Annotated in this window: 23 protein-coding genes and 1 tRNA gene; 7 read left to right on the top strand and 17 right to left on the bottom strand. The window is 63.1% G+C overall.

The window, feature by feature from the left end; genetic code table 11:
• Positions 1-96 precede the first annotated feature (96 nt).
• The 7 genes from JY96_RS15795 to ispB all read right to left on the bottom strand — a co-directional run bounded on the left by JY96_RS15795 (position 97) and on the right by ispB (position 10,631).
• Complete coding sequence (locus JY96_RS15795) at positions 97-5,397, bottom strand: DEAD/DEAH box helicase (protein WP_035038848.1); 5,301 nt, start codon at positions 5,395-5,397, stop codon at positions 97-99.
• A gap of 69 nt (positions 5,398-5,466) precedes the next feature.
• Positions 5,467-6,516 carry a Fic family protein gene (locus JY96_RS15790; protein WP_035038845.1) on the bottom strand — a complete coding sequence of 350 codons (1,050 nt, stop codon included), beginning with the start codon at positions 6,514-6,516 and terminating at the stop codon, positions 5,467-5,469.
• Between the two features lie 108 nt (positions 6,517-6,624).
• Positions 6,625-7,680, bottom strand: coding sequence for a hypothetical protein (locus JY96_RS15785; protein WP_035038842.1), 1,056 nt, complete (start codon positions 7,678-7,680; stop codon positions 6,625-6,627).
• On the bottom strand, positions 7,673-8,560 hold the full coding sequence (locus JY96_RS15780) for a replication protein RepA (protein ID WP_035038839.1): 888 nt from the start codon (positions 8,558-8,560) through the stop codon (positions 7,673-7,675). Before JY96_RS15780 ends, JY96_RS15785 begins: the two co-directional genes overlap by 8 nt.
• A gap of 407 nt (positions 8,561-8,967) precedes the next feature.
• The gene (locus JY96_RS23295) at positions 8,968-9,315 is read right to left on the bottom strand and encodes a hypothetical protein (RefSeq protein ID WP_152606534.1); all 348 of its coding nucleotides are present in this window, start codon (positions 9,313-9,315) and stop codon (positions 8,968-8,970) included.
• Positions 9,316-9,544: 229 nt separating this feature from the next.
• Positions 9,545-9,621, bottom strand: a tRNA-Pro gene (locus tag JY96_RS15770).
• A 26-nt stretch (positions 9,622-9,647) separates the two neighbouring features.
• On the bottom strand, positions 9,648-10,631 hold the full coding sequence (gene ispB, locus JY96_RS15765; RefSeq protein WP_035038834.1) for an octaprenyl diphosphate synthase: 984 nt from the start codon (positions 10,629-10,631) through the stop codon (positions 9,648-9,650).
• A 190-nt stretch (positions 10,632-10,821) separates the two neighbouring features.
• Here ispB and JY96_RS15760 point away from each other — a divergent pair, with 190 nt between their 5' ends.
• Positions 10,822-12,105, top strand: coding sequence for an FAD-dependent monooxygenase (locus JY96_RS15760; protein WP_035038832.1), 1,284 nt, complete (start codon positions 10,822-10,824; stop codon positions 12,103-12,105).
• A gap of 7 nt (positions 12,106-12,112) precedes the next feature.
• Here JY96_RS15760 and JY96_RS24160 read toward each other — a convergent pair whose 3' ends face one another.
• Both JY96_RS24160 and JY96_RS15755 read right to left on the bottom strand, forming a co-directional pair.
• Positions 12,113-12,247, bottom strand: a complete 135-nt coding sequence (locus tag JY96_RS24160; RefSeq protein WP_255352699.1) for a hypothetical protein — start codon at positions 12,245-12,247, stop codon at positions 12,113-12,115.
• An 83-nt stretch (positions 12,248-12,330) separates the two neighbouring features.
• The gene (locus JY96_RS15755) at positions 12,331-12,717 is read right to left on the bottom strand and encodes a hypothetical protein (protein ID WP_052162611.1); all 387 of its coding nucleotides are present in this window, start codon (positions 12,715-12,717) and stop codon (positions 12,331-12,333) included.
• 30 nt (positions 12,718-12,747) lie between these two features.
• Between JY96_RS15755 and JY96_RS15750 the strand changes: the two genes are divergently transcribed.
• Both JY96_RS15750 and JY96_RS15745 read left to right on the top strand, forming a co-directional pair.
• On the top strand, positions 12,748-14,064 hold the full coding sequence (locus JY96_RS15750) for a glutamate-5-semialdehyde dehydrogenase (protein ID WP_052162610.1): 1,317 nt from the start codon (positions 12,748-12,750) through the stop codon (positions 14,062-14,064).
• Between the two features lie 34 nt (positions 14,065-14,098).
• Positions 14,099-14,842: a TSUP family transporter gene (locus JY96_RS15745; RefSeq protein ID WP_035043190.1), complete on the top strand. Its 744-nt coding sequence runs from the start codon at positions 14,099-14,101 to the stop codon at positions 14,840-14,842.
• Positions 14,843-14,875: 33 nt separating this feature from the next.
• Here JY96_RS15745 and JY96_RS15740 read toward each other — a convergent pair whose 3' ends face one another.
• Together JY96_RS15740 and JY96_RS15735 are read right to left on the bottom strand one after the other, a co-directional pair.
• Entirely contained in the window at positions 14,876-16,141 is a 1,266-nt protein-coding gene (locus JY96_RS15740) for an SMP-30/gluconolactonase/LRE family protein (protein WP_235333947.1), read from the bottom strand.
• A 232-nt stretch (positions 16,142-16,373) separates the two neighbouring features.
• A complete protein-coding gene (locus JY96_RS15735) occupies positions 16,374-17,150 on the bottom strand; it encodes a ferredoxin--NADP reductase (protein ID WP_035038829.1) in 777 nt (258 codons plus the stop codon).
• A gap of 289 nt (positions 17,151-17,439) precedes the next feature.
• Between JY96_RS15735 and queC the strand changes: the two genes are divergently transcribed.
• The 3 genes from queC to JY96_RS22430 all read left to right on the top strand — a co-directional run bounded on the left by queC (position 17,440) and on the right by JY96_RS22430 (position 20,763).
• The gene (gene queC / locus JY96_RS15730) at positions 17,440-18,177 is read left to right on the top strand and encodes a 7-cyano-7-deazaguanine synthase QueC (RefSeq protein ID WP_052162609.1); all 738 of its coding nucleotides are present in this window, start codon (positions 17,440-17,442) and stop codon (positions 18,175-18,177) included.
• A gap of 78 nt (positions 18,178-18,255) precedes the next feature.
• Positions 18,256-18,849 (top strand): LemA family protein, encoded by a 594-nt coding sequence (locus JY96_RS15725; protein WP_035038826.1) that lies wholly within the window; start codon positions 18,256-18,258, stop codon positions 18,847-18,849.
• A gap of 21 nt (positions 18,850-18,870) precedes the next feature.
• Complete coding sequence (locus JY96_RS22430) at positions 18,871-20,763, top strand: M48 family metalloprotease (RefSeq protein WP_052162608.1); 1,893 nt, start codon at positions 18,871-18,873, stop codon at positions 20,761-20,763.
• 17 nt (positions 20,764-20,780) lie between these two features.
• Here the strand turns inward: JY96_RS22430 and JY96_RS15715 are convergent, their stop codons facing one another.
• The 5 genes from JY96_RS15715 to JY96_RS22425 form a co-directional block, all read right to left on the bottom strand.
• Positions 20,781-21,455 carry a chalcone isomerase family protein gene (locus tag JY96_RS15715; protein WP_035038824.1) on the bottom strand — a complete coding sequence of 225 codons (675 nt, stop codon included), beginning with the start codon at positions 21,453-21,455 and terminating at the stop codon, positions 20,781-20,783.
• Positions 21,456-21,483: 28 nt separating this feature from the next.
• Positions 21,484-22,596 carry a transporter gene (locus JY96_RS15710; protein WP_035038822.1) on the bottom strand — a complete coding sequence of 371 codons (1,113 nt, stop codon included), beginning with the start codon at positions 22,594-22,596 and terminating at the stop codon, positions 21,484-21,486.
• Between the two features lie 196 nt (positions 22,597-22,792).
• Positions 22,793-23,062: an HPr family phosphocarrier protein gene (locus JY96_RS15705; RefSeq protein WP_035038820.1), complete on the bottom strand. Its 270-nt coding sequence runs from the start codon at positions 23,060-23,062 to the stop codon at positions 22,793-22,795.
• Positions 23,031-23,492 carry a PTS sugar transporter subunit IIA gene (locus JY96_RS15700; RefSeq protein ID WP_035038818.1) on the bottom strand — a complete coding sequence of 154 codons (462 nt, stop codon included), beginning with the start codon at positions 23,490-23,492 and terminating at the stop codon, positions 23,031-23,033. Before JY96_RS15700 ends, JY96_RS15705 begins: the two co-directional genes overlap by 32 nt.
• 21 nt (positions 23,493-23,513) lie before the next feature.
• Entirely contained in the window at positions 23,514-24,140 is a 627-nt protein-coding gene (locus JY96_RS22425; protein WP_052162607.1) for a hypothetical protein, read from the bottom strand.
• A 101-nt stretch (positions 24,141-24,241) separates the two neighbouring features.
• Here JY96_RS22425 and JY96_RS15690 point away from each other — a divergent pair, with 101 nt between their 5' ends.
• Entirely contained in the window at positions 24,242-25,441 is a 1,200-nt protein-coding gene (locus JY96_RS15690; RefSeq protein ID WP_052162606.1) for a hypothetical protein, read from the top strand.
• Positions 25,442-25,478: 37 nt separating this feature from the next.
• Here JY96_RS15690 and JY96_RS15685 read toward each other — a convergent pair whose 3' ends face one another.
• Complete coding sequence (locus tag JY96_RS15685; protein WP_035038816.1) at positions 25,479-25,973, bottom strand: TlpA disulfide reductase family protein; 495 nt, start codon at positions 25,971-25,973, stop codon at positions 25,479-25,481.
• Between the last annotated feature and the right edge of the window lie 22 nt (positions 25,974-25,995).

Here is a 25,995-nt window from a genome sequence, read left to right as displayed (position 1 = left end):
AGTCGGTTTGCACCACCCATTCGCGGCCACGGGCGCGAACCAGGTTGCCTGGCTGAAAGTCGTGTTCAAGTGTCGTCATGAAAGCAATCTGGGGTGTCAACTGGATGAGCCAAACACCGCTGGGTGTTCCGCAAAGCGGGCAGACCAAGATTCAGGTTCAGAGAAGTCAATCACCTGCCAGCCCTTGTCATGCAACGTGGCTGTAATGGCTGCATCTGGTTTGCTGAGGAACACCAAAGCACGTGCCGACTTGTACTGGGCTGCAGCAACGGCCGCGCCTTGGTTGACGGGTACGTTCAACGCGTCAGGTGCGGTCAAACCAGCCTGCTGGAGCGCAGCCAGCCAGCGCGCTTCCAGCGAATCGGCATCGGAAGATGACTCTGAACCGACTGACGCCACCTCGGTGGCTTCATCGGCTGGACGTAGCTTGACTTGCGCGTTGGCCATGGCCACCAGCAATTTGAGCGCCTCCGGGTTGCGGCGATTGATGTGCTCGTGGTCTGGTTGGTTGAAATACGAGAGCAGACATTGGTAGCAGCCTGCCTCACAAATGTGATTGCCGAGGTCGTCGGTCTGCTCAAGATCGGGCAGGTCCTCCAAGCGCCAAATGCCATCGGCTGGATCACGATGGTGCAAAAGACGCAGGGCGTTTTGTGCCACCATGGCCAGGCTCGCTGCGTCGTTGGCCAAACGGGTAAGCACGCCCGCGCCGCCCTCCGCTGCTTCGTAGAACAGCAGCGCGCGGCGTTCGTCAAGCTTTGGCAAGGGTTCTGCCACCAACTCTGACTCTTCGATCTGGAAAGTCAACTCAATGCCGCGTTTGAGCGCGGCTTGCAATGTGGCCATGGCCTCCAATGGAAGCGCATGCACTGGCGCCAAGATCAGGAGGTTGCGGTGGTCTTCGACAAAGGGGACGATGCGCTGATTGGGCACCTTGTCCATGAGCGCATCATCGTTACAGCTGTCTTCCCCCGCGTCCGGGGCATCCTGTTTGCTCCAGGTTCCTGTGATTGGGTTGATGTAGAAGCCAAGTTGCTCTTTGTCTTTGCGGCGGCGCCACCCCCGATTGATGCGCCAAATGCGGGCAGCAGGTGCGTAGCTGAGCTCAGCAAGGTCTTCGTCGCCCAGCAAGACGTCGGCCTTCTGCTTCTGGATTTTTCCATCCGGCCCAGGCAAGAACCGGTAGGTGGTCTGTAGCTCGAAGCCTTGGCGCTGGCGGTCCTCGTCGTTGATCGAGATCCGCTCAACCGGCAAGGTTTCGACCGTCTCAATGCGGTAGAGCTCACGCACCCAGTCGGTTTCAGTCAACAGGGCATCGCAGTTTTCGCAGCGGTTGACCAGCGGCTGACCACCTCCAGGTTCACCCAAATGGCCATAGCCGCATTGACTGCACACCAGTGAAGTGATGGTCGCAAGTTGACTGTTGCCGGAGACGTGATCTGCATTACCCACGTTGAGCTTTGCTCGCACCACCCGGTACATTCGCCCCTGGTGATAGATCAGGCTGCGAGGCCCAAACTCCGACAACGCTAGGAAACGAGGGCGACTGACCATGCTGCCTTCGTCGTCCTTGCCATTGGTGGTTTGACCGCCGCGCGCTGGAATCCATGCCATGAGAGGCAAGCGCGGGAAGTTGTAGCCCGGCAAAAAGCCCTGGCTGGCCAAGTAGCGGTAGGTGTAGAAATCGGTGTTCTGGCTATTGCCTGACTTGAGCAGGACGGCGTACTGCCGCGCAGCATCACCGTAGCGGCGCTGGGCATTTTGACGTTCGGTGTGCGAGGCAGTATGGCTCTTGACGATCTGGTCGGCCATGTTCATCTGCTGCCGGGTTGCATCGAACAGGACGCGCCAGCGCTCCAGTGCCCCGGAGAACTGTTGCGGCGCTCGATCAATGACCTGCTCGACGTAGTCACCTGAGAACCAGTGACTGCCATTCAATTCCTTCAGCAGTTGATCGACCACGCGCTGAGCACTCGACAAGGCACGTTCACGCACCCCTGGCGCATGGAAGGCATCTTGATAGCTTGGCTTGAGCGGCTTACCCGGCTGGTCGAGGTCCAGCATCGGCGCGATGCTGGCATCCAGTGGAGTGTGGGTGCTGGCAAGCCAAACGGCTTGCAGGTGGCTGTCTACAAGGTCGCGGTTGGCCAGATCAAGCGTCGGCGCTCGGACCACGCCGTGGACCATGTCGTTGGCATGGTGGAAGAACCACTGATCGTGCGGGCTCAGTGCAGCGCAATAAGTCACCACCAGAGCCTGCTGCCCCGAGCGTCCGGCACGGCCACTACGTTGTGCGTAATTGGCCGGGGTTGGGGGCATGTTCCGCAGATACACCGTGTTAAGCGCGGAGATGTCTACGCCAAGCTCCATGGTTGGCGAGCAGAACATGACCGGGAGGCGTTCCAAGGGAGCCTCATGAGCGGGGTTCTGAGACCAGTCGTTGCGGTCCTTATCTGTGTAGCGGAAGCGTTGCTCCAGCAGTTGTCGGCGAGGCGCATCAACCTGTGCTGTGTGCTCTTGGGCTTCAAACTCGAACAATGGATGCGACGGCAAACGCAGCAGGTCGGCCACGCTCAGATACAGCTCACGGAAGAAGGTGTTGACGCGGCTGTCATCGCCGAGTGGTTGATCGGTGGTCAAACACCAATCCAAAGCGGCGGCATTCAGGCGCCAGCCAGCCAACTGCGCATCAATGGCGTGCCGTTGCACATAACCGTAGTTGCCCGCAGCGCGCAGCAGTGCCTCGATGATTTCGACCCACTCGCCGTCCTTCCAGCGCTTGACCTCGTCGGCGAAAACGCTGTCTTGCCAAAAGCTGGATGTCTTGACCAAGCGCAGCAGCCTTGACCTGGGGCCACCCGTGACCAAATCGGTGCGTGGCTTGCCCTTGTACTCGGGGCGTTTTCCGAGAATCAGGTAGCGGCCGGTTTCAAGCTTCTCATCGGGCGCAAAGGCCCAACGCTCGGTCAGGTAGGTGTGACCACTGGTACGAGCTTTGTCTTGTTCAACCGGATCAAGATATCGGGTCTCAAGACACAAGTGACGGCGCAGGTTGTCGAACAGAAGTTCGCACATGCGCGCTCGATGGCTTGGGCTGAGCCTGGCGAGTACGCTATGGTCTGCGAAGGAGCTGGCGTTGGCACAAAACTCATCCAGCCCGCGATAACGGATCGCCAGAAGGCCAAGTTGATCTAGGTTGGGGTTGTTGAAGCGCCAGCCGCGACGAAGGTCGCGCAGCAGCCGGTATGCAATGATGAATCGAAGTGTGCGTTGAGCCTCTTGTCTTGCCAGGCCCATCAGTTTGGGGGACCGCAGGTACTCGACCAGGATGGTTTGATCGACCTGGTGGAAGCCAAGTGACTTGAACACAGCATCAGCAAGCTGCTCCTCGGTCAGCACGCCTGCGTTGTCCTGCAAGGCACCGATCAGTCCAGAGCGCAGGGTCAACAGGAAGATGAAGTCATTGAAGTGCCCAGCCTGAAGCGCGGCGTCTTGGCGGTTGTCGGTGAACCCAAGAAGTTTGCGGGGATCAGGTTGTCCGGGCGCTGGGTTTGGCAGAGCGAAGAGTTGCTGCAAGGCACTCAGCGCAATCATGGTGGTGGCCGATGAGCGGCCCTCGCCTGACAAACTGGACAGGCGATTGGCATCCTTGCCGTGCGCCTCATGTGTGACACCACAGCTTAGGCAGAAGCGGAACTTGCCAGGGATGAACCAGAATTCCTCACCCGAGCCTTCATGACCTTCGGGGCTCACGGCGATTTGGTAAGGAACTGCTTTCCGATATGCCGGTTTAACTTTGGGCTCGTCGCGACTCAAGTCAAGCCAGGTTTCTGGCAAATCCTCGATCTGGCCGCTGTATTGTTGACCGCCCTTGACTGGGCACAGAAATCCATAGCTGAGGTCTTCTTTGTCGTCGGCACTGACGTCATCGACCTCTCGTGGCAAGTAGGTCGTGTGGTGCTGCCCAGAGCTCCAAACGGGGAAATACTCCTGGCCACAGTCTCGGCAGAAATGTGCAGAGTAAAGGTGAACGCCTTCACTCTGTCGCCCTGGGGCGAAGCGCTGGGCATCAAGCGTGATGTGCCTGTAGCCAGGAGCCTCCAGGGTGGTGAGCACCTTGCCTGGACCGCTGATGAACTGGTGGAGTTTGAAAGCGAATGGCGGACGTCCTTGAGGTGTCCTCACGTCGTGGGCGGCGACCAAAAAGCGCTGCAATGCAGCGCGCGCCACGGGCACGTCACAACTCGCATCACGGGCAAGATCATCGCAGGCGGACTGAAGGGTCTTGGGTTTGGCGCGGCGCGGCGGCTCGTGCTCTGGCAACTCAATACCGAGGTTGAGCTCGACCCAGATGGACAAGGGGTCTTTCTGAAAGGCCTCGAAGGTTGGCCATTCAAAATGCTCAAGTTGAACCGTTGCGTGCAAATCTGCAGCAATAGATGCCACGTCCTTGAGCGGATCGGTGACGCGTTCAAGCGTCTCGCCAATCACATCGTGCTCACTGATCTGGGTGCCAAACAGTTTGGTTGCGACTTCCGCCACCGTTCGGTTGCGGTCAGCTTGGGTACCAGCACTCGACATGGTGGCTGAGGTGCCAATACAAACGAGCTTGTTGGCCTTGAGCCGCTCGCGCAGGCGGCGAACAAGCAATGCCACGTCGGCGCCCTGACGGCCTCGGTAGGTGTGGAGTTCATCGAGCACCAGGAAATCCAGCCCCTCACAGTGATCCACAACCCTTCGATCCACGTCGTCAAAGCGGGTGAGGATGTACTCCAGCATCATGAAGTTAGTGAGCAGGATGTCTGGCGGGTTGTCCGCCATGGCGTCGCGCTCAGGCTTATTCTCTTGGCCGGTATAACGGGCCACAGTGAATGGCTTTGCGTCGGACGCATAGCCATGGAGGAACTTGTCCAACTCTTCCAGTTGGCTGTTGGCCAAAGCGTTCATCGGGTAGATGACGATGGCGCGGGTACGAGGCTTGCCGCCCTCAGCCTTGGCTTTGATGATGCGGTCAATGATCGGGATGAAAAAGGACAGCGACTTGCCGGAGCCTGTGCCCGTGGTCACCACATAACTTTGCCCGGATTGCCCCTTGGCAAGGGCCTGAAGTTGATGCGCGTACAGGTGAAGTGGCTGGGGGTTGCCCTCTGGCTTGCCCACCTGGAATACGTCTGCACAGAGGGGGTGCAAGACACCTTCCACCGCCAGCGATTGCACCGTGCCTTTGCGTTGGTAGTTCGGGTTGATCTGAACCAAGGGCTCGGGCCAGTACCGGCCATCCTGGTACTGACGCTCAACCTCTTCTCGAATGTCGCGTGCAGCAATGCGCACGAAGCTGCGAGAAAAGTTGCTGTAGCGTTCAACCAATTGGTTGCGAAACTCAAAAACGTCGTCCATGGTTGTTTCGTCCCTGTTCTGTTTTATGAGGGCATGGCTCTGGCGCCATCCAGGCTGACGAGGGCGAGCTCAGGGCTGTTTGTGCTGCCATTTGGCGCCCCTTCCTTTGCCATTCGGTTCGATCAGGCCCTCTGCCTTCATCGCCCTCAAAATCACGCGTACCATGTCGCGGCTGATGCCGGGGCACGCTTCCTCAATCTCCGAGATGGAGAAGGGCAGTTGGCGTTTGAGAATCTCAGAGCGAACGCGGTCCCCCTTGGCTCCCCGCCCGCGCTCAATGGTGCCCACGCGCTCCTCGAATTCTTTGTAAGCGCGAAGGAGCGCACCCCAGAAGTAGTCGAGCCATGGGGCGATGTTGTGATCCGCTGCGTGCCAGCCTTGAGAACTGGCTTCCAGCGTTTCGTAGTAGCTTTCCTTCGACTCCTCGAAGATGCGCTCCAAGCTGATGAAGCGGCCCACTGCATAGTCAAAGTGATACAGCAATTGCAGGGTCAACAGGCGCGCCATGCGGCCATTACCATCTGGGAATGGGTGGATGCACAGGAAGTCGAGAATGGCCAGCGGCACCAAGACCAAAGGATCGGCCAGGTGCAGATCCAGCGCAGTGCGGTAGCGGCTGATCATGTCAGCCATCGCCATGGGTGTCAGGTGCGCAGCAACAGGACGGAAACGCACCCTTGAACTGCCGTCAGGATGGCGCTCAATGATGTCGTTGTTCGTCGCCTTCCAATGCCCGCCAGACTGAGGCATGTATCGATACAACATGCCATGGAGCTGCAGCACGGTGCCCTCTGAAAACGGCATCTGGTCGCCGCTTTCATGGATCAGGCCCAGGGCATCGCGATAACCTGCCACCTCCTGCTCGGATCGGCTTTGTGGCGTGGCATTTTTCAGCACCAGAGACTTGAGCCGATGAGCCGCGACGACCACGCCTTCCAGCCGGTTGGAAGACTCGGTGGACTCGACCACAGCAACTTGCCGCAAGTCACTCAAGACCTCAGGCGACTGCGCCACAAAAAGCTGCTGCTTGCCCCTGTACTCACCCAAGGCGCGCAGCGTCGCCAGTTGCTGCGCGTCGAAGCGCAGCTTGGCGAGGTAGTCTGGCGAGAGCGAGTGCATGCAGCGGCTTCCTAGTAGGCAAGAATGGGGTAATGCTAATGCAAATAAGGGTATATCGAAGCCGATTTACCCCAATTCCCAATTGATTACCCCATTCGGCCGCCACTGTCAGCTCGCTGGCTCGGGTTCGTCAGGCTCGCTCGTTACAGCCGGGGCTGCAGCATCTTTCACGGGGCGCTCAGCGTCAACGCTCACGGGCCGCAACACATGGCCACGTCTGCCCTGCGATGCTGTACCGTAAAGCTTCTGAGTCTTGGCGGACAGGTGGCCAAGCCCACGACTGACTGCCCCCGTGTCGCCGACCCGCTTGGCATCCGCCGCCCACTGGTGCCGCAAGCAGTACGCCGTGATCGGATGCTGATACTCGGGCCAGAGGCTGGCAGCCAGTCGTCGCACCTCCACAGAGAAGTTGCCCGCGTGGTCGATCTGGACGAACATGGGCGTTTGCTGCGACTGGCTCAATGCCTCTTTGAGCATGAGCACCAGAGGGTGGTCATCGTCTTCGGCATATCGCAACCGGCGGATGGGCTGTCCTTGCGATATCTTGACCTTGACCCCGTTAATCACGATCTGGATCAGTGATTGCTCGGTCTCGGCATTGACCGCCCGCGAGACCTGGATTCCCCTCTCCAGCTCGGAGGGGCGACACCCTGTCAGCGCCGCGAGTAGCAAGGCGTCGGCGTACCGGCCGGTGCTGCCGCGCTGACACAACTGTTCCCTCCAGTCTGGGGGCAGCCCGCCCAGGGCAACTCGCTTGCTGCGGCGGCGCAACCTTTGGCCCACTAGGCCCTGCCGCCTGAGTTCAATGACCGATTGGATATGGTCGATCTGCTCGTCGAGCAAGCGCAACCATTTCTGGGCCAACTCTGCCGTCACCGGCTCCACGATGCTGTCCAGCAGTTCCAGTTGCCGCGACTGCAAGGTGAAACGCAGCGCAGCGATGCGCTTCTGGAAGGTGGTTGGGCGGCGGGTATCTGACACCGCGCCGATCAGCCCACCATCGACCGTTTTGGCACGCGTCAGCAAGGTCTGGCCGAGCCGCAGATAGTCGTGCTCGGTGTTTGGTGAGCGACCGGTTCTGCGATTTCGCTCCGAGGCGATCTGTTGAATCAACTCGGTGGAATGCAGCAGCTTGGCCTTCAATTCTTCGATGAGGTCACTCATCCGAGCCTCCCTTTAGGCGGGCCGCAGCGAAAGCTTGCTTGGCGACAGGGGGAGGTGAGGCGTGCAGCGCCAGGCCGCCGTCGAAAGGTTCGACCATCGCCCGTGGATAGACCATCTGGACTTTGTGAAGGCCATGCAGAAACCCTCGTCGGAAGGTCTCCTTGGCGTGCAGCCCTTGTGGCTGATGGGCGAACTGGCCCATCAGCGCGGCCCATGGGATGGCGACGGGGCCACCTTGGATGCGGTGCAGTCGGTAGGCCAGCCAGGTGTAGATGTCTAAGGCCAAAGCCGAGCCCTTCAGCGCGGCAAGGGCACGGCCATCCAGCGGGACACCGTGTTCCAGCAGCTCAGCGTAGAAGGGCTCAGACAACACAAGCAACCCTGGCCAACGAGACGTGGCCCCAAGCGTTCGCGGATGCCACGCTTCAAATTGCTGTACCGGCAGGCTGTTGAACGTACGCCCCTGGAATCCGAGCTGCAAACGACATGCAGCCAGGGCATGTATCTGCTTGCGAAGCATCCTGTAGCGGTGCCCCTGAAGATCATAGCCCAGCATGTGCAAGAACTCGGCGGCGCTTCGCCCAATGTCAATTTCGCGTGTTTTGTAACGCAGGGCAAGCGTCGAAATGCAAGTCAAGGCCAGTCTCGCCGTGGCGCCGTACGGCACGGGTTGCGACACCGGCCCCGTCCCCTCATCCAGAAAGCCTGCCTGAACACTCAGCCACGCTGCGCCAAAACTGTGCTGGAACTCTCTGCCCTTGACCTCGCTGCGGGGCAAACCGATCTGGGTCAGGATGGAGTGGCAGAACATCAGCTCATCGCCCCCGGGGGCATCAGAGCTGATGATGACATTGGCGTCGATCAGCTTCGAATCGGTCATTGGCCCCGCCCTTCTCCGGAGGCACGGGCTGCCGAGGTTTGAGCCCACCGCTCGCGAGCAAGCTGCTCGACTCTGGTGGGGCGACCACGTGGGCGCCTCGGAGGAGGAGGCTCGGCCGGGCGGGTGGATTCGATCCAACGTAGAACGTCGGCCTCGTACCAACACAGCCGCCTACTGTGGGGCAGCTTGAAGGGTGCGGGGATCAGGTGCTGGTACTTGGCATTTGTCGCGCAAGTGCGAATCGTCGTGACTCGCTTACCAATCAAGGCAGCCAGTTGTTCAATGAAAAGAATTCGAGGAGTGCCGCTGTCCTGGGCGGCCAATGGTTTGGGCATGTCGTTCACCATCACTGTGGCGTTGAGCGACAAAGTCGCTACAGCGGCACGAAGACGTGCCGCGACGCAAATTCAGCGATGGCGAGGCCGGGGAGGCGGAGATGAACGGCCCTGTGGCGCAGAGATGAACGCCTCGACGTAACGTGAGCGCTTCAAGCGCCGATCCCGCGTCACGCGGAGAGAAGCCACTATCTGGTCGTGAACAGGCATCCAAACCAGAAACATCACCCCAACGGTTGTGGTGATGGCCAGCAGGCTTGTCCAAGCCAGAGCGGTGGAGAATTGGTGCAGCCATTCTGCTGCCTCGAACTGCGTGCCGATGAATTCAGCGACACACGCAAGAAGCCCCAAGCCACAAGCGAACACCGCAACGCAGAAGGCGACGTGGCGTACTCGCTTGAGGTCTTGAATGGTGGTCACGAATGTGAACTTGACACGTTGTTCATGAGTGCATTGACACCATAGAGCCAAAGGCGTGGCGTGTCAAAGCGCTAAGCCAAGCGACACGCACGCCTGCATTCATGCCCATTCAAGTCTTGGGACAAATTTGGGACACTGAGTTCGGAAATTTGCTTTGAAACGACATTCATGACGATTCAAAGCAAAAAGCCCAAGTTGTTGATTCACTTGGGCTTTTTTCTGAATTTGATGGTCGGGGTGAGAGGATTCGAACCTCCGGCCTCTACGTCCCGAACGTAGCGCTCTACCAGGCTAAGCTACACCCCGATGTCGACTTCTTCACACACCCGTCATCAAGATGACCTGTGGATCGAGTCAAACGATAATTGTAGCAGAGCTTGCCGGTATTCAGAATCCGGCAACGAGGCCAGGCAACCCTTGGCCAGTTCGGCCTGAGCCTGAGCCGCTTCACGCGTGGCCTCCAGCGCGCCGGTGGCCTTCACGATGGCCACGATTTCGACCATGCGCTCCACCTCGCCGTTGATGATGGCGTTGCGGATCATCTCGCGCTGCTCGGCCGTGCCACGCTGCATGGCCACCAGCAAGGGCAGCGTCGGCTTGCCTTCGCGCAGGTCGTCGCCGATGTTCTTGCCCAGCTCGGCGGTGCTGCCTTCGTAGTCCAGCAGGTCGTCGATCAGCTGGAAGGCGGTACCAAGCGCGCGGCCATAAGCGGCGCAAGCCTCTTCCACATCCGGCGTGGCGTCGGTGATGACGGCCCCCAGGCGGGCGCTGGCCTCGAACAGCTTGGCGGTCTTGTATTCGATCACACGCAGGTAGTCGTCCACCGTGATGTCGGGGTCGTGCATGTTCATCAGCTGCAGCACCTCGCCCTCGGCGATGACGTTCGTGGCCTCGGCCAGGATCTCCATCACGCGCATGCGGTTGGTCAGCACCATCATCTGGAAGGCACGCGAGTACAGGAAGTCGCCCACCAGCACGCTGGCCGCGTTGCCGAACATCGCGTTGGCCGTCTTGCGGCCACGGCGCAGGTCGGACTCGTCCACCACATCATCGTGCAGCAAGGTGGCCGTGTGGATGAACTCCACCACAGCGGCCAACTCGTGCCGCTGTGTGCTGTCGCTGCCCAGTGCACGCGCAATCAGCAACAGCAGCATGGGGCGCACCCGTTTGCCACCCGCGTTGACGATGTAGTGCGAGATCTGGTTGACCAGGGCCACCTGGGACGCCAGCCGGCGGTGGATGACCTGATCGACCTCGGCCATGTCAGTGGCGGAGAGTTGACGGTAACTGGCGATGGGGGCGGAGGAGGAGGTCACGCGGTCGGCAGACTAAAGGAACCCGCTGACGCGGGCAAAACGGGTACTTCAATTGTTGATTATAGGAAGGCGCCGCTGCCCTGCCCCCAGCCGATGCATTCGAGGCTCACAAAGTGGTGGATAAAAGCGGTGGACAAAAAGCGGCGGACAATACAAGGCTTCCCGCCCATCACAGACAAGTTTCGCTGTCATGACCACGAACCGCCCGAATGCCGTCAGCCTGGCCATCATCGGCGCAGGGCCCGCTGGCCTGAGCCTGGCCCTGCAAGCCGCGCAAGCCTTGCCCCAAGCCCGCATCACCGTGTTCGACGCCCGCCCCGCCGACAAGGACGTCTCGGGCGATGCCCGCACCCTGGCCCTGTCGCAAGGCACGGTGCAGGAACTCCAGCGCATGGGCATCTGGGATGCCATCGAGGCCAGCGGCCGCAGCGCCCCCATCCTGGAGGTGCACGTCTCGCAGCAGCAACCCACCGTGCTGTGGCCCGGCCAGCAGCAGCCCGAGGTACGCATTGCCGCCAAAGAGCAAGGCGTGCCGCAACTGGGTGCCGTGGTGAGCTATGGCACCTTGGTCGCACCACTGCAGCAGGCCTGGCAACGCACCGTGGATCAGGATGAGCACCGCTGCGCCATGCGCTTTGCCACGCCCGTGCGCGGCCTCAAGTCGGTGGACGAGGGCGTCGAGGTGGACGCCGACATCGCCGAGCAGTTCGACCTGGTGGTGGTAGCCGAAGGTGGCGTGTTCTCCGACCAGGCCAAACTGAAGTGGCCTGCTGGCGTGAGCCACGATTACGGCCAGACCGCCTGGGTCGGCCAGGTGCTGCTCGACGATGATGGCCGCACCGGCATGGCGTTCGAGCGTTTCACCACCTCGGGCCCTGCCGCCTTGCTGCCGCTGCCGCCCGGCCCGGTGGTGCCCGGTGGCCCCAGCGGCCGCCGCGCCGCGCTCGTCTGGTGCGTGCAGCAAGACGACGACCCCGTGCGCGAGCTCGACGACGCGCAACGGCTCACCCTGCTCAACACCATCTTCCACCCTGCGGTTGGCCTCATCACCCAGCTGTCGCCGCTCAAAGCCTTCCCGCTGGGGCTCAATGCGCACCGGCAACTGGTCAATGAAGGTTCGGTGGTGCGCATCGGCAATGCTGCGCAGACCCTGCACCCGGTGGCGGGCCAAGGCTTCAACCTGGGCATGCGGGATGTGCACGTGCTGCTGGACGCCCTGAAACACACGCCCTGGTCACCTGAGGACGATGTGGCCACCAAACAGATGAAAGTGCGACGCGCCTTGCGCCAGTTCGAGCGCCGGCGTCAGCCGGACCGCTGGGCCTTGCTGGCCACCACGGACTTCCTGGCGCGCAGCTTCACCTGGCCCGCGCCTGCGCTGGCCACCTTGCGTGGCCTGGGGATCGGGGCGGTGGGGGCACTCAGCCCGGTCAAGCGGCTGCTCGCGCGCTCGATGATGTTTGGCTGGCGCTGAGCGCGCCTCAGCGCTGGGCCACGTAGACCACCGACAAGTTCGGGGCCTGGCTCAGCTCGGGCACGCTCTGGGACTGCGCCACATACAGCGCGCAGGCAGCCAACGCGGCAAACAGGGAGTTTTGCAACAGCTTCTTGCGCATGATCGGCTCCAGTCCAGGTGAATGCCTTCATGCTATGAAAAGTGCGCTCCCGCCCAAGGCCGGAGAACGGCCACCAAAAACCGCTATTTACCGCCTTGATCCGCCGAGCGCTGGTCCGCATCCCCCTGATCGGGCACGATGTCCACAACCAGATCGGCATCACAGCCACTGCCCGCCGAAATCATGCGGCGCGCCCAGCGCAACCAGGCCGCACGGGCCCAGCGCCGCCACCAGGCACCCTGGCTGCCCAGGATGCCCGCCTCGCCACCGGGCCCCACCAGCAAACCGCAGAAGTAACGCCGGTCCGGCTGCGACCACACCAGCGCCTTGCACGCGCCATGGCGCCGGCGGCTGACGATCACGCCCACCGGGCAGGGCTCCGCCAGGCAGCACACCCCGCAGCCGTTGCAGGGCGCGCCCAAGGCCGGTTTGGCGGGCGCTTCAGGGTGAATGTGGATGACCTGGTGCATGGTTGGCAGAGTTTGAGACAATCTTGCCCTATGAACACCGCGACCTCTTCCTCCGCCGCCGGCCAGACGCTTGATCAGTCGGTTGAACAGTACATGGGTGCCGTGGGCCAGGCCGCCCGCGCCGCCTCGTCCGTCATGGCCGCTGCGTCCACCGCCGCCAAGAACAACGCCCTGCTGGCGCTGGCTGGCCAGATCCGTGCGCACGCCGGCGAGCTCAAGGCTCGCAACGAGGCCGACATCGTGGCCGCCGAGAAAAACGGCCTGGCCGCCCCCATGGTGGACCGCCTGCGCCTGACCGACAAGGTCATCGAGACCATGGCCGAGAGCTGCGAGCAAGTCGCCTCCCTGCCCGACCCGGTCGGCGAGATCACCAACATGCGCCGCCGCCCCACGGGCATCAGCGTGGGCCAGATGCGTGTGCCCATCGGCGTGTTCGGCATGATCTACGAGAGCCGCCCCAACGTCACGATCGAAGCCGCCTCGCTGGCCATCAAGAGCGGCAATGCCTGCGTGCTGCGCGGTGGCTCTGAAGCCATCCACTCCAACCTGGCGCTGTGGAAGCTGGTGCAAGCCGCGCTCACCCAGGCCGGCCTGCCCGCTGAGGCCGTGCAACTGGTGCAGACCACCGACCGCGCCGCCGTGGGCCAGCTCATCGCCATGCCCCAGTATGTGGATGTGATCATCCCGCGCGGCGGCAAGGGCCTGATCGAGCGCATCAGCAAGGAAGCGCGCGTGCCCGTGATCAAGCACCTGGACGGCAACTGCCACACCTATGTGGACGCCGAGGTGGACCTGGACCTGGCCGTGAAGGTCACGGACAACGCCAAGACCCAGAAGTACAGCCCCTGCAACGCCACCGAATCGCTGCTGGTGCACGCGAAGCAGGCGGCGGCCTTCCTGCCCCGCATCGGCAAGGTGTTCGCCGACAAGGGCGTGGAAATGCGCGCCGATGCCCGTGCCAAGGCCATCCTGGCCGACGTGCCCGGTGCCCAGGTGGTCGACGCCACCGAGCAGGACTGGTACGAGGAATACCTCGCACCGGTGATCGCCGTGAAGGTGGTGGACACGCTTGACGAGGTCATCGCCCACATCAACAAGTATGGTTCGCACCACACGGACTCGATCCTCACCACCAACCACCCCAACGCAATGCGCTTCATCCGCGAGGTGGACTCGGCCAGCGTGATGATCAACGCGTCCACACGCTTTGCCGACGGCTTCGAATACGGCCTGGGCGCCGAGATCGGCATCAGCACGGACAAGTTCCACGCACGCGGCCCGGTTGGCCTTGAAGGCCTGACCTCGCTGAAGTTCGTGGTGCTGGGCCAGGGCGAAGTGCGCAGTTGAGTTGCTCGACCTCAACGCGCTCAACATCAGCCTGATGCTGGCGGCCTCAGCCGGTGCCGGCCTGGTCGACGCCATTGTGGGCGGCGGTGGCTTGATCATCGTGCCCTCGTTGTTCGGGCTTTTCCCGCAGGCCGTGCCCGCGACGCTGCTGGGCACCAACAAGGCCGCATCCATCTGGGGCACGGGCTGGGCGGCCTGGCAATACGCCAGACGGGTCACCCTGCCGTCAATGCGCCTGCTGGGCGCCATCGCTGCCGCCATGCTGGGCGCCTTGTTCGGCGCCTGGCTGGCCACGCGCGTGCCGGCCTCGCGCTTTCGCGGCGCCCTGCCCTTCGTGCTCGCAGCCGTGTGGCTCTACACCCTGTGGCGCAAGGACATGGGGCGCCACCATGCACCACACTGGTCGCCCCGCACGGAGGCCCTGCTGGCCACCGGCATGGGCGCCGCCATCGGCTTTTACGACGGCATATTCGGCCCGGGCACGGGCAGCTTCTTCGTGTTCGCGCTGGTACGCCTGCTGGGCTGGGATTTCCTGCATGCCAGCGCCGGGGCCAAGCGGCTGAACTTCGCCACCAATGTGGCGGCGCTGGCCTGGTTCATCCCCAGCGGGCACGTGGCCTGGGCGCTCTCGCTGCCCATGGCCGTGGCCAATGTGGCCGGCAGCGCCGTGGGCACCCGCCTGGCGCTGCGTCATGGCGCCGGCTTTGTGCGGGCGGCCTTCCTGATCGTGGTGGGCGCCCTGATCCTCAAGACAGCTTGGGACGCCTGGCTGCGCTGAGCCGCACCGCCGCTTCACCAACCGCCCCGGCACTCACTTGGCCGTGGTGCCTTCCAGGTAGGACTCCATCTCGGCACGTGGCACCTGCGGCCCCACATACGGGATCCAGCCAATCGTGTGGGCGTGCAGGCTCTGGATGAACAGCTTGCCATCGGCCTCGGTGGCGGAGGTGGTTTCCGGATAGGTGCCAGAAGGGTCCTGCAGATCGTCCACCACACGGCCACGTTCGTCGTACGCGATCACATGACCGTAAGCCTTGGGCACCGGCCACAGGAAGCGCGGCAGGCGCAGGGTCAGCTTGCGCATGAAGGGGTAGCGCGCCGCCGCATCGATCACGTGGCTGCGCGGCTTGGTCAGCCCCACCCACAAGCGCCCGGAGGCACTGCGCGTGAGGTTGTCCGGGAAGCCTGGCAGGTTGTCCACGAAGACGCGCGCGGCGCCTTGTTTCATGGCCTGCTCGAGGGTGGGCACGCCATTGTCACCCTCGGCCGTGCGCACCACCGACAGCTTGGCCAGGTCCACCGCCAGGATGCGGTAGGTGCCTGTTTCGGAGATGTACATGGTCTTGCCGTCGCGCGAGAACTCGATGCCATTGGGGAAGCACATGCCCGTGATGGCCACACGGGCCACCAGGGTCTCGGGGTCCTGCGCGATGATGCGGCCGGTGCAGCTGTGCTCCAGCACGTCCAGCACGCTGGCCTCGAAGGTGCTGCCCCACTCCTTGGCGCCAAAACGGCGCGAGGCGTCGGTCAGCCAGATCACGCCGCCGGGGCCGATCTTGACCGCGTCAGCGTAACGCACGCGGTCATCCGGCACGGGGTGCTGCACCTTGTTCAAGATGGTTTCCACCTTGGCATCCACCCCGCTACCAGTGATGCGCACCAGCCCCCGCATGGCATCGGCCACCAGCAGGCGCCCCTGCGCGTCAATGTCCAGCCCCAGCGGTCGCCCGCCGGTATTGGCCACAACCTCGGGCTGCTGGCCGTCCGTGTTGATCTGCAGGACGTCGCCATTGTTCAGGCCGGTGTACAGCACCCCCGCACGGGCCACGATGAACTCCGGGCCTTCCTGCCCGCTGGCCAGCGACCATTGCTGCAGGTCGGCCAGCTTGTCGTTGACGGCGTGGGCACCGGTGTAGCCAGCGTCCTTGGGCGGCTGCCAGGCCACCGGGTCGGCCGGGGTCGGCCAGAAAGCCAGATAGCCCAGCAGCGCCACCACCGGGGTCGCCCAGGAGGCCACCCAGTGCATACGCCCCACCTGCCGCCGTACCTCGACAGCCGTGGTTGGTGTGTGTCTCATCTCTTGTCTCCTCAGGGCAGTACGGTGTTTACCCGCATCATCGTGTCACCCGGCTGCATTGTCTGGGCAATCGGGGCAAGCCATGGCATGTGGCGATCAGAAAAAAACAAACAGTTGTCGGGACGATTCATCCGGGCACCAAATCCCCGCCATGAAGCCCGCCATGAAAAAAGCCCCGGTGCGGTCTACGCAGCCGAGGCCTGACGCACACGCCACCTGTGGGCGCCGCTGATCACTTCTCGACGAAAGCGCGTTCGATCACGTAGTCGCCGGCCTCACCTTGCGAGGGCGAGATCTTGAAGCCGCGCTCGTCCAGGATCTTGCACAGGTCGGTCAGCATGGACGGGCTGCCGCACATCATGGCGCGGTCGGTGGCCGGGTTCAGGGGCTGCATGCCCAGATCGGCGGCCATCTTGCCGTTGACGATCAGGTCGGTCAGGCGGCCCTGGTTGCGGAAGGGCTCACGCGTCACCAGCGGGTAGTACAGCAGCTTCTCGCGGATCAGGTCGCCCAGCAGTTCGTGGTCGGGCAGCTCATGCGAGATGTAGTCGTGGTAGGCCAGCTCGCTCACGGTACGCACACCGTGGACCAGCACCACCTTCTCGAACTTCTCGTAGGTGTAGGGGTCCTGGATGATGCTCATGAACGGCGCCAGGCCGGTGCCGGTACCGAAGAGGTACAGGTTCATGGCGGGCTTGAGATCGTCCACCACCAGGGTGCCCACGGCCTTGCGGCTGATCAGGATCTTGTCGCCGACCTTCAGGTGCTGCAGGCGCGAAGTCAGCGGGCCGTTCTGCACCTTGATGCTCAGGAACTCCAGGTGCTCTTCGTAGTTGGCGCTGGCGATCGAGTAGGCGCGCATCAGGGGCTTGCCATCTACCTCCAGGCCGATCATCACGAAGTGGCCGCTGGCAAAGCGCAGTGCCGGGTCACGGGTGGTCTTGAAGCTGAACAGCGTGTCATTCCAGTGGTGGACGTGGGTGACGGTCTCTTGGTTAAACGCGGCCATGTTGTGTGTGTCCTGCGGGCGTCCAGCCCAGTTTGCAGCCCAAGTATTGGTGTGCCTGACGAAAACCCTATATTGTCCTCCATAACTCGAACCGCGCCCGCGGCGCCCCCCGTGTATCCGGGGCTTTTGGCCGGGCAAAGTCCGCACACCATGGCAGCGCCCTGGGCAAGGGCCACCCTTGGCCTGATCCCAGCGTGGTGACGAGGTGACAAATGCATCGGCTATCCTCGAAAACCACCGCGCCGCCATGCGACACCAGCGTCGCCGTACGCCACTTCACATCCTGAAAATGACCGCAGCCTCCCAGCCCACCAACGCCTTGCCCTCGGACCCGCGTACCGCCCTGGTCGTGTTCTCGGGCGGGCAGGACTCCACCGCCTGCCTGGCCTGGGCCTTGTCGCGCTACGCCCGTGTCGAGACGGTTGGCTTCGACTATGGCCAGCGCCACCGGGTCGAGCTGGACTGCCGCCTGACCGTGCGAACCGAACTGGCCCGCACCTTCCCGCAATGGGGCGCACGGCTGGGCGAGGACCACCTGCTGGACCTGGCCTTGCTCGGCCAGATCTCGGACACGGCCCTGACCGAATCCCGCGCCATCGAGATGCAGGCCAATGGCTTGCCCAACACCTTCGTGCCCGGCCGCAACCTGTTGTTCCTGAACTTTGCGGCAGCGCTGGCCTATCGCCGCGGCGCCTCGGTGCTGATCGGGGGCATGTGCGAAACCGACTACTCCGGCTACCCCGATTGCCGAGACAACACACTAAAGGCCCTGCAAGTGGCCATCAGCCTGGGCCTGGACAGCCCCATGACCATCGAGACGCCCTTGATGTGGCTGACCAAGGCCCAGACCTGGCAACTCAGCCACGACCTCGGCGGCGAGGCGCTCAATGAACTGATCATCGAGCACACCCACACCTGCTACCTGGGTGACCGCCAGCACCGCCACGCCTGGGGTTATGGCTGCGGCACCTGCCCGGCTTGCCGGCTGCGCCAGGAAGGCTTTGACGCATTCCGGCAGCAGGGGTGAAATGGCGAATGCACGGTACAGTGAGGGCCATTCCAACGGCGCTTCATCAGCCTCTATCGGCATCCCAAGGATGACCTCGTGAACACCTCCAACATCATTTTCCTGGTCATCATCGCCGTGCTGGTTTTCTGGGCAGCCGGTGCCTACAACCGCCTGGTCCGCCTGCGCAATGAAATCGGCAATGCCTTTGCCCAGATCGACGTGCAGCTCAAGCGTCGCCACGACCTGATCCCCAATCTGGTCGAAGTGGCACGCAAGTACATGGAGCACGAGCGCGAGACGCTGGAGCGTGTCACCGCCGCGCGCGCGCAGGTCATGGCCGCCAGAGACCTGGTCAAGACCAGGCCCAACCAGCCCGGCCCCATCCTGAGCCTGGGCATGGCCGAAGGGGTGCTGGCCAGCGCCATGGGCCGCTTCAATGCCGTGATGGAGTCCTACCCCGAGCTCAAGGCCGACCAGCGCCTGCGCGACCTCAGCGAGGAGTTGACCCACACGGAAAACAAGGTCGCCTTCTCCCGTCAGCTGTTCAACGACGCCACGCTGGACTACAACAACGCAGCGCACCAGTTCCCGACCAACATCGTGGCCGGGCTGTTCGGTTTTCACACCGCGTCCACGTTGCAGGCCACGGCCAGCGAGGCCGAACGCAACCCCGTCAAGGTCAGCTTCTGACCTGCTCGCCCGCTTCTTGTCATGCAGTTCCGACAACACCAGCGCGAAGCGCATCTCAGGACAGCCCGCTTGCTCGGCCTGTTCGTGCTGCTGCTGTTGGGCCTGACGATCACGATCAACCTGCTGCTGGCTCTGCTGTACAAGCTGCTCGTGCCCTTCAGCGTGGGCTTTCCCGCCCTGTTCTTCGAGACGAACACGGGGCTGGTGCTGCTCTTTGTGCTGGGTGGTTGCCTGGTCGAATCCCAACGCCTGCGCGACGGTGGTGGCCCGCGCGTGGCGCACTGGCTGGGTGGCCGCGAGGTGCGCAACCCCGATGACGCCACCGAGCGTCGCCTGCTCAATGTCGTCGACGAAATGGCCCTGGCCAGTGGTCAGCCCGTGCCCCGCGTGTACGTGCTGACCAGGGAAGACGCCATCAATGCCTTTGTCGCCGGCTGGGGTCCTGAAGACCTGGTGCTGTGCGTGACACGCGGTGCGCTGGAACGCCTCACGCGCGCCGAACTGCAAGGCCTGGTCGCCCACGAGTTCGGCCACATCAAGGAAGACGACCTGCCCCTGTCGATGCGGGTGCTGTCGCTGGTGTGGGGCCTGTCATTGGTGCACGGTTATGGCCAGACCTTGATGGCGCCCGACGAAAAAGGCCATGTCGGGCCCCTGGCCTGGCTGATCGGGCTGGTGTTCTCCGTCACAGGCTGGCTGGGCTGGATGGCCGGCCGCATGCTGCAGGCGGCCGTGTCCCGCCAGCGCGAGTTCCTGGCCGACGCCTCCGCCATCCAGTTCACGCGCGCCCGCGATGGCCTGGGCAATGTGCTGCGCAAGCTGTGGCATGACCAGCAGATCCTGGCCGGCCGCATGCGCCACCCTGCAGCCGGCATGGTGTCCTACCTCTTGCTGCACGAGCCGGGCGCGGCCACCTGCCTGTCCAGCCACCCCCGGCTGTCCGAGCGCATCCGCCGGGTCTGTGGCACCGTGCTGCCGCCCATGCCGGCGCCCCTGGTGCACATCGACAAGGTGGAGCCACGCCACAGCCCGGACAGCCTGCCACCGGTTCTGGCCGCCGCCCAGGCCAGCCCGCAAGCCCTGGCACAACAGGCTCGGCAAGAGCAACAAGCCACGGCGCGCGAGGCCCTCAGCCGCCTGCATGGCCGGGTCGGCCCCACCGAACACCGCCTGATCACGCTGGCGCTCATGATGAACATCCACAACGACAAGGAACGCGCGCTGTGGCAACACATGGCTGAAGGCATCCACGACGCCCAACGCATCCTGGACGACGTCGCGAGCCTGCCGGCCAACCGCCGCGTGCCGGAATTCGAGCGCCAGACCGCGCTCATCGCCCGCGAGCCCATCGAACAACGGCGCGCCCTGGTGGAAAGCGCGCGGGATCTGTTGCGCGCCGATGGCCGCGTCAGCCCGCGCGAGCGCCTGTGGTGGCTGGCCCTGCGCCACCGCGTCAGCGAGCGCCAGAACCGCCAGGCCTACATGCGCCCCACCACAGGCCAGGGGCAGGATCTGCATCAACTGGGGCCCGGCGAATTGAGTTGCGTCGTCCCGCTGACGACCTACCTGGCGCGCTTCATCCCCGTTGAAGAAGGCCCCGAAGGGTGGGCCGCCCCCAGCCTCGCCTGGTTCAGGGGTGTGATGAGCCGCTGCGGCCAGCAACTGGACACCCAACCCGGCCCGGCACCCGATGCAGACGCGCTGGTGCACGCCCTGGCTGGCGTGCAGGAGCTGTCATGGATGTTGCGCCCCCTGCTGCTCAAGGCCTGGGTGGAAGAAGCCGTCAACCACAGCGCGCAAGGCGTGCTGTCAGACCAGACCGCCGACGCACTGCGCCTGGCGGGCGGGCTGATCGACGCCCCCTTGCCCCCGATGCTGGAGGCGCACTACCCCAAGCCCGAAGCGAAGGCCTGAAGCCTCCGCTGAGCTGATCAGTTGTCGGCTTCGCGGCCACCCGCCTTGGGCAGGCGCGTCAGGCCCAGCAAGCCATTGCGCAACTCTTCAGGCGCAGCCGGCCCGATGTACATGCGCAGGTAGATCTGGTAGGCCAGTTCGTCCTTGATGGCCATGGTGGTGCCGCCATCGCCGGTCAGCAACCTGCCATTGTGGGTGGCCATCCACCCCTGGCCGGGCACCCAGTCCAGGTTGACCACGTCCCCCTTGGACACCCTCTTGACATTGGCATAAGCCGCGCCAATCTGGCCGATCGGGCCGATCAGCTTCTTGAACTCTTCATCCGTGGCCGACTGCTTGAAGTCAGCCAGGAAGATGCGGGTGATCGTGGACGAAGTGAACTCGCGCAGGATGTTGAGCTGGATGCGGCGGATGCCATCGAGCTTGTAAACGGCATCTGGCGTGGTGCGCCTTTCTGGCAGGTACAACGCCGTCACGTCGGCCTTGAAATAGCCGCGCTTGCGCACCGCCGCGCCGTTGAGCACAAGCTTGTGGCCGTAGGCCGTCGTGGTCTCCGGCAGTTCCACGCCCTCCAGCTCCACCGCTGCATTGGCCGGTGTGGCCCAAGGCAGCAGGGTGGACGCCGCAGCACCGGCCAGCAACTGCCGGCGTAGCGTGTCAACGGGCTCGTCTTGATTCAAGTTGTCCGACATGGCGATGCCTCCAACCCGACAGGGATGATTACAAGGGCTTGGAAACAGTCAGCCAGAACGCCTGGCCTTCGGTGCGGTTGCGCGCATCGAATTCCTTGAGGAACTTGCCTTCCAGCAGCATTTCGCCACCGTTCTTGAGCCAGCCGATGGCCGGGCCGGCGGCGTTCACGCTGGCCTTGTTGCCGTTGATGATTTCCTTGCCCAGCGCGGAGACCTGAGCGGGCGAGAAGCCGGTCAGGTCCTGCGTGTCCTTGCTCAACTGGCGGACGAAATAACCTTGCAAGCCAACGCGCACGTCATCGCTGACGAACTTCATCAACTGCCAGTCCAGATTGAACATGTTGCCGGAGTAATAGCCGGTGTCCTTGTTGCGGGTATTGAAGGACAACACACCGCGACCACCGATATCCCAGCCATCACCGATGAAGGCGTATTGCACCGAGGGGCGGAAGGTCACGAAATTGCCATAGCCGGGGTTCACGCGCTGGGTCGCCTTGTAATCGCCCGTGGGCAGGACAATGGTCGGCGCAAACGTCACGGCTTGATGATCACCGATTTCCCAGTGCAGCACTGGCGAGACTTCGATGTCACCGATACCCATCTCGCTGCCGTTCTGACCGGCCACCTGAGCATTGATGCTAGAGGTGTATCCGGGCTGGGCGATGGAAGGCACAGTCGAGCCGGCGAAGATGGGCGATGCAGTGAACAAGGCCTTTCGCTTAACCAGAGGCAGCATCACGGTGAAACCGACGTTCGCACCCAATATCTGATGGTTATCAAGATAAGTCACACGGGGCAGCAGCGCGTAGGTATCAGCCTTGATACCAATCTCTGAGCGCAAATTGGGCTGAGCAGGGATCGTGCCGAGCCCGGGAATGGTTTTCTCAGGTGCGGGTGTCGCAGACGTAGCCGCATTGCCATCGCCACCTTTGAGTTTGTTGGCGTGGTAGGCCACCATCGGCATCTGCACATACCAGCCTGGCACCAGCGGTGTGGTCATGTCGCTGCCGCCCACACCAGGCGAATAGCGCTGCAGACCATTTTCAGCCGCCATGGCCTGCGTCGCACAGGCCAATGCCAGCACCACGGCAGACACCTTGAGGGATGAAGCAAAAACGAATTGATTGCGACGACAGGTCATCACGACTCCTTGAAACTCAAAAATGCCGGGGTCAAATTGCAGGCATCAAGCGCCTTTGCCCCTTTTGGGGTATTTACTTTGCCTTGGCCACCCACCGCATGGCACGGGGATGTCGTCCTCAAACGACATCAAATGTCACATGGGCGACGGATATATCTGATGTCCCCATCAAACCAAGGGGCCGCGTCATCAGGGTTTACTCGCCCTCGCCAAACTTGTCGTTGATCAGCGCAACCAGGGCCTTGGTGGCTTCTTCTTCCTTGGCGCCATCGCATTCCAGCTCGACAGCAGACCCCAGCCCCGCGGCCAGCATCATCACGCCCATGATGCTTTTGGCATTCACGCGGCGGTCATTGCGGCTCATGTAGACCTCGCAAGGGAAACTGCTGGCGAGCTTGGTCAGCTTGGCCGATGCGCGCGCGTGCAGACCCAGCTTATTGCTGATGGTGACGGTGGTCTTGATCATGGGATGTGGGTTGGCTGACCTGGTTGTGGGGCCGGCTGGTGGCAATCTGCATGACCCCTTGTGTGCCCCCCGCCACCGCGCGGGTGATCAGGGTTTCAAGGGGCTCCTCGGCGTAATTGAGGGCGCGCCAGAGCATGGGTACATTGGCCCCGGTGATGACCTTCACGTGCACCCCGTCGGCCAGGCGTTGCACGCAATTGCAGGGCGTCGCGCCAAAGACGTCGGTCAGGACCAGGGCCTCACCGCGTTCGTCGCCCTCCAGGGCGCGCTCCAGCAGCAGGCGGGCCTGGGCCTCGACCTCGTCCGCAGACAGATTGGGTTGCACGTCCAGCACCTGCATGCGCTCGGTGGCCTCAGGGAAACAATGCTGCGCGGCCAGCTTCAAGGCTGAAGCCAGCGGCGCGTGCGCAATGATGAAAAGGCCTGCCATACAACTCGGATTATCGGCAACTCAGCGGGGAAATTGCAGCCCATTGAAAAAGGCTTGCGCCACATCTTCACTGGTTTGGGCCTTGGCGACGTCCAGCGGGCGCCACACCGATGCTTGAAACACGGTCATTCCGTGGGAAAAATGCCACGTGCGGATGTCCATGTCCATGGGGCGACCCAGGCCATCGGGCCGCTGGGACTGGAAATGCCATGCCCGCGCTTGTGGTGTGGCCGTCATGCCGGGCACCACGATCGGCCCCAGATCCTGCTCGGACACGGGCCGCCCGCCGCCGGCCAGCTGGGCGGCAGAGCCGAGATTGCGCCGCATCGACATGGTGAATTCGTGCAGGGCCGGCGCCAGCAGGGTCACGTCGGGCAAGGTCAGGTAGCTCAAGGCCCAGGTGCCTGCTTCCGTCTGGCACGACAGCATGTGCATGGTGGCGCCGGCAGGCAGCCCCGGCCAGGGCACCACGCGCTCGTGCACATCGGGCTTGCAAGGGAACTGCGCCGTGAGCCCGTCGGCCTGCGCAGGATGGACTTCCCGCCAGTTCAAGGCGGGCGAGCAGGCTGACGTCAGCAAGGACAAGGTCAGGGCGGACACCACAGCCAGGGGGGGCAAGGCCAGGCGATCAGGATGAATTCGGACCATTTGCCCATTATGCAAAGGCTGCGATGCCCCTCACCCATGCGCGGGATGGACAAGGCGCGGGCCACCGACAAGACTGCACGCCGTAGCACAAACACCATCACATGAACAGCGTCCCCAACCCCAAGCTCCACCTGTCAACAGACTTGTTGGGCGGGCTGTCGGACGACACCGGCAACCTGCGCGGCATGCCGCCGGCCTCCGCAGACGCTGACCTGGCCACTGACAAGGAACTGGCCCGCTGGCACGAGCTGCTGGGGCAGGTCGGCCGCGAACTGGCTGAACCGCTGACCGCCGCGCTGGAGCGGGTCACCACCCTCACCACCACCGGCCGCATCGACCGCGCCGGCCTGCGTGCGCTGCGCGACGAAGTCGATCGCGCCCGCCAGACCGGCATCTGGTGCCAGCAGATTGCCCGCCTGGCTTCGGGCCGCATCCGCCAGTCCCACGAGCGTGTGCACCTGACCAACACCGTGCAGAGCGTGCTGGCCTACCGGGCCCGGGAAATACACGCCAAGGGCCTGCAGCTGTCGCAATCGCTGCTGCCCATCGAGATCAATCTGGATGCGTCCATGCTGTTCGGGCTGCTCAATGCCCTGATCGACTGGTGGCTCGATTGCGCCCATGGCACGGTCGAGGTCCGTATGGACACGCGCAACTGGCCAGTGCGCGCGCAACTGCACTGCGCGTTCGCGCACCACCCGCCTGACCAGCCCCCGCCCGCTGCGGACGCGGTCAGCGCGCGCGTCGACACCATGCACTGGCACCTGCTGGAGCAGACCGCGCGCAGCCTGGGCCTGGTCTTCGACAGGCAGATCGATGCCTCTCAAGTGCGCCTGCGCCTGGAGTTCCCGGATACCGTGCACACGCTGGCCCACGCGCCGGAGGCCGAGCGCGATGACCACGGCTTCGTGGACTCGGTGAACTCCAAGCCGCTGGCGGGCAGCCACGTGCTGGTGATCGCCGGGCGGCGCGACCTGCGACTGCAAGTCCGCGAGGCGCTCAAATCCATGGGCCTGGTGCTGGACTTTGTCGGCTCGGTCCGCGAGGCGGTCGAGTTCTGCCAGGAGGGCCTGCCGCACGCCATCGTGTTCGAGGGTGCCCTGCGTTCACGCCAGTTTGATCAACTGGCCAGCGGCATCCGGCAGGAAGTACCCGAGTTCGTGTTCGTCGAACTGGTTGATCAAGGGCGCACCTTCGATATCTCGTCGATCAGCGCCACCGGCATGGCGCGCGTGGGCTGCGATGGCATTGCCAATGCCCTGCCCTCGGCGCTGGTGTACGAACTGTCCCGGGTGATGTAACCCCTTTGGCACACGTTGGCACGCGTTAGGCCCCGTTTCAGGCCGGTTCGGCCAACAATTGCGCCAGCAGGCTGTGCAAAGCGGCAAAATCGGGCTCGCCAACGTACCGTTTGACGATCTCACCCTTCTTGTTGACGACAAACGTGGTCGGCGTCAGCTGCACCTCGCCAAAGCCCTTGGCCAGATCACCCGAATGGTCCATGGCCACACGAAAAGGCAGCTGTCTTGACTGCGCGAACTGCATGACGTACGCAGGCGGGTCATACTCCATGGCTATGGCCAGTGTTTCCAGGCCCTGGCCTTGGAACTTCTGGTAGGTGGCCACCATCTGCGGCATCTCCTTGACACAGGTGCTGCAGCTGGTGGCCCAGAAGTTGATCAGCGTGACCTTGCCTTTGAGTTCGGCCAGCGTGTGCTTGCTGCCATCCAGTTGGGTAAAGGGCAGATTCGGCGCGGCCTGCTGGGGGCCTGAAAAACAGGCGGCCAGCAGCAAAGGCAAGGCCAGTGTCAGCGTTCGGCGGGTCAAGTTCATCCTGGTCACCCTAGCGAAAGAT

The organism is Aquabacterium sp. NJ1, assembly GCF_000768065.1.
Lineage (GTDB): Bacteria > Pseudomonadota > Gammaproteobacteria > Burkholderiales > Burkholderiaceae_C > Aquabacterium.
This window is presented reverse-complemented; position numbering and strand designations above follow the sequence as displayed.